Source organism: Methanospirillum sp. (assembly GCF_035406105.1).
Taxonomy (GTDB): Archaea; Halobacteriota; Methanomicrobia; order Methanomicrobiales; family Methanospirillaceae; genus Methanospirillum.
Genome location: NZ_DAONKG010000306.1, coordinates 1 through 2,171 on the forward strand (window position 1 = coordinate 1; position 2,171 = coordinate 2,171).

Genomic DNA, 2,171 nt, shown 5'->3' on the forward strand with positions numbered 1-2,171 from the left:
AAAATGGCATAATTCAACCCGGCTTTTATCAGAAAGGGCAAGTCTGACCCGCCTGCCATCGAGAGAGAAGAATACTGAGCCCTCTTTTCCGGCTCCCGGCCCGGCACGTGATCGTGCGATATAATCATCTGCTGAAACTCCCGTCAGATATGCAGTACCTGCATTGAGCAGCCGGGATTTCAGCTCTGGCCACATAGAGTAAGTCCCTCATCATACCGGGTGTAAAAGGGGATAGCAGCTATTGCCCCGGTGATGCCCCGGCCGTTTATCCAAATTTTCAGATCGGCACCTGCAAGAGCCCTCGCATCGGCCACGGATACCTGTCCCGATTTTGTCCGCCATCCAAACTCAAGCAGACGCTCCGGAGAAAAGCCGGTAAAAACAGCCATCCCGGTCTCTTCAGAGAGTGTGTATCTCTTCAGAAGTTCTGCAAACCGTTCTGCCAGATCCTCCGGGTCGCTGCTTGCAAACTCGGCGACCACACCCACACAGTTCTTTGTTCTGAAGGGAACCGGAAAGAGCTGGACGATTGTATGAGAGAGGTACCGGTGTTTTTCATTTGCAACTACCCGTGAAATGTTATGTACCAGGGTCCAGGTTGCCCCTTCCTCTGGTGTGTCCGTATCATCAACACCGATAAGAACCCGGCTCTTTTTCGGAAGGACGATGGTTGACCCGGCGATCTTTCCCCCGCCAGATTCGTCATATACGGATCGAAGCACTCCCTCTGCGCTTGCCCTACAGATGGTAGCACCTACTCCACCCCCGCCCATTCCAATATAGGAGATAGCTATCTCGTCCCCATTGATTGCAACTTTAGATATACCGGCCGGAAATCGGGAACCTTCCAGAGCAAGGTCAACCTCTCCGGTGCGAAGAAGAAATCGGTTCATAGACCCGACCGTTCTTACATCAGTGACAAGGGGTGACTGTGCATAATGTTTTTTCACCCACATGGCACCGCCAATACAGTCAAAGCATTCGATGAGCTCGACCTGGCCTGCTGTATCATCGCTCACTGCGCAAATCCAGGGGTAATGGATTATATATGGATCTGATATATCAGACATTCCGTGCTCCAGACGTATCGGGGAGATCTTTGTTGGCGAAAATTTCGTCAACAAACATGGTGCACCAACAGGTATAAGTGTTCCTTATTTATTTCATGGGTACCGGACCACAGCAAAATGAATCAGAATCCCGCCCAAAGTGAAAGTATACACCAGTCATGGGTACGGCAGGAGCAATACCTACCTTTGAAGGATAGAAGAATATACTCTTTGGAATATCCAAAAAACTATTGAGTTATGTGTTGATGTAAGAAGAGAACAGGGACTACCTCTTACGATTCAGTTAACCCATATTGACATTCCAATGCATGCTTCCAGTACCGGTTGTGAGTAGCAAAGCAGCCGTCATTGCATTTACCAGGGCGGGGAAACAGTTGGAACGTCACCGTGGAAGTCATGTAATTCTTATAAAAGACGGATCAATACACACGTGTCAATTCCTTTACCCCATACACTGGGTCCAGGTCTCTTCCATGATCTGATGAAAAGCGCAGATCTTACCCGAGATGAATGAACAGCAGTCATGAAAATTTCATCAAACAATCTCAATTTTCATTCACAGGTCAGGCACCAGACCTCTTCATTCCACCCGACCAGACGGACAATATTCAGACACATATCCCTGATCTGATACCTCCCAAACCGTGATTTGTATGAATATGAACCGATCCGTGATTTATACCGTGAGGGATCATCAGAGAAATAGCCGGGATACTCGCGGACAATACGGTCAAACTTCTGTGGCTCTTTCTCATAAACAGTTTTTACGGTGTGTTCCAGAACCTGGTACCAGTATTTGACTTCATATGTTGAACCAGCGATGGTGAGGACTGCCGGTCGTGCCATTTTGGGTATTTCACCCTGCCGCATACAGGTACCTGCAGAAACAGCAGGCTTCGTTTTCTCTGGCTCGCCGGCCTCACATCGTGCCCATATCTTTACACAAAACGCAGCCAGAACACCAGAACGCTGATCTATCTGATACCGTCTCCAGAACCTGATATTCTTCATACCAGCGTTAATCATCAGATTATCAAGAGCATACCAAGCCTTCTTGACCTCAAAATCTGCATTTGTAATCGCAGGATTCTCCTGCGTGAT

The 2,171-nt window shown here is 48.2% G+C and carries 2 protein-coding genes and 1 pseudogene; all 3 read right to left on the reverse strand.

Going from position 1 to position 2,171, the window contains the following annotated elements; all coding sequences use genetic code 11:
* Positions 1-195 (reverse strand): annotated as a pseudogene (locus PLA23_RS12785) (radical SAM protein); the annotation flags it as partial.
* Positions 180-1,070 (reverse strand): methanogenesis marker protein 11, encoded by an 891-nt coding sequence (gene mmp11 / locus PLA23_RS12790; RefSeq protein ID WP_324475434.1) that lies wholly within the window; start codon positions 1,068-1,070, stop codon positions 180-182. The pseudogene PLA23_RS12785 and the gene mmp11, both read right to left, overlap by 16 nt.
* 552 nt (positions 1,071-1,622) lie before the next feature.
* On the reverse strand, positions 1,623-2,171 hold a 549-nt coding region (locus PLA23_RS12795; protein WP_324475435.1), incomplete at its 5' end, for a GmrSD restriction endonuclease domain-containing protein.